This window comes from Oleiphilus sp. HI0132 (assembly GCF_001635845.1).
This window is the reverse complement of the sequence record NZ_LWGJ01000060.1, coordinates 1-1,906: the sequence shown is the minus strand read 5'-3', so window position 1 is coordinate 1,906 and position 1,906 is coordinate 1. Positions and strand designations below refer to the sequence as shown.

Below are 1,906 nucleotides of genomic sequence, written 5' to 3'. Positions count from 1 at the left end.
GAAACGCCCTTATTAGCGCCTTGTCCATAGTCCTCATTGACAGCAACCTTTGCTTCGTCTGAAAGCATGCAGTTCTTGAGCATTGAACCATTCAGACCAAATGTTCTAACAAATTCAGGAATACCTTGAGAAACCCCTTTACCGTTCCCCTGCGTTTGTTTAATGAATTGATCTAAAGCAACCCATGCAGACTGGTTACCCTGTTCTTGGGCAATGCATTCAATTGCCTGGGCTTCGATTGCAGCCATCGGGTTATGACCACCTAAAGGGAAGTGCTTGTATTCCCAGTTAATTACGCCTTTAGAGTTATCGACGACCTTCTTAACGTCGAAAAACATTTGTCGGCAGTAAGGGCACTCAATGTCTGAGTACATTTCAAAAGTGAAACGAGCGCCTTCTTTTCCGTAGCGTAATTCAGTAGAAGAGTCAGAGGCCAAAGAATATTGATTCTTAAGTGTTTCTAATGCTTTCTTAGAGTCTTTCTGCTTGTATCTAGCCATCTCATTTTGAACAAGCAGCGCAATTTGTTCCTGAGAGACGTTGTATTGAGACTGAGGCTGGTTCTTAAGTAATTGGACCTCGTTGTTAAGCTTGTTAAATCCGTAAGCAAAACTACTGGTAGTTACTATTAAAAATACCCAAATAACGAATGTGTTTTTCATGATTGTACCTTGAATAAAGAAATTCAAAATACTGTATGGTTTTATGTCAGGGATTTGAACGATAAAAGGATCAAAGACACATTACCTTAGTTTCAATCTGTTTTGAGGTTAAGAAAAGTCACTTGCCAATGAAATAGAGTGAAGAAGTAAATGACCGTAGGAATAACCTATTTTCCGTGGAAGCCAATAAACTTAGTGTGTTAGTCTTCTTAGACAGGGCCGATAATGCTTTGTCTGTATCTTCGTACTACAAGGGAAAATACAGACATGAGTAAAGCTGAAGCTTTATCCAAGAAAGAAATTCGACACGCTCTTGCGGTCGCAAATCTGATGACTCACAAAGAGGGTAAGCGCTGCGCTCTGGTTCTCTCTCATGCTGCTATGCGAGTCAGTGAAATCGCATTAATCGAAACTGGATCTCTTTTAAACTCTACAGGTGAATTAAGAAAAGAAATTCATCTTCCTGCCAAGATCTGTAAGCGCCTTAAGCCACGAACTATTTGGCTTACTAATCCAGTAAGTCGCGAAATAATCCAGGATTGGATTGAGTATCGCCTTAAGAAAAAGTGGGGAACAGTCATTGGTAGCGCTCAATACCAGGGATTAAATCCAAACAGCAGATTCTTATATAACAATCGGGGTAGACCTTATGCCATGACAGAGAAAAAGCGGGTTATGTATGATGGCTCCACTAAATCCTATAGGGCGTGTGATTCGCTGGAGCACTTGATTAGAGCTATTTACACGAAGGCAGGTTTTCATAATGCGTCTTCTCACACAGGGCGAAAATCGCTTATCACTAACGCGATTATTGATAAAGGAATAAGCCTTAAACAGGCTGCACGAATACTTGGTCATAGCAACCACGAGCAGGTATTGTCTTATATCACGATCAGTAAAAAGCGACTTTCTGAAATGTATGAAGAAGCTCTTTAGTTGGTTTTGAATGCGTGCTGAAGAAATAATTTATAAGTAGGTGATAGTCTATCTAGTGCCAATTCGAGACCTAATAGGCCATTATCAATATGGCCTAGCTGTCCTGATTTAAGGTTGTCACAGAGTTTTGGCTTTGAGCACAAAGCACTACCTTTCTCACAGTCTGTCTTCTTCACAAAGCAGACCTTGAGATATAGTCCGTTTTTAGTCGGCTGTTGGTGAGGAGCGGACTAAAAACTTGTGCCCAGAATTATTCCTGATCGTCAGTTAGAAGCTTCTTCTGTATACTGTTCATATACACAGTATCA

At 40.5% G+C, this 1,906-nt stretch carries 2 protein-coding genes; one reads left to right on the top strand and one right to left on the bottom strand.

The genetic code is table 11. The features are described from left to right. On the bottom strand, positions 1–662 hold a 662-nt coding region (locus tag A3766_RS00910; RefSeq protein ID WP_068641482.1), incomplete at its 3' end, for a thioredoxin domain-containing protein. 267 nt (positions 663–929) lie between these two features. On the opposite strand from A3766_RS00910, the gene A3766_RS00905 reads away from it, so the two are divergent. Continuing rightward, entirely contained in the window at positions 930–1,598 is a 669-nt protein-coding gene (locus A3766_RS00905) for a site-specific integrase (protein ID WP_068510108.1), read from the top strand. Positions 1,599–1,906: the final 308 nt, after the last annotated feature.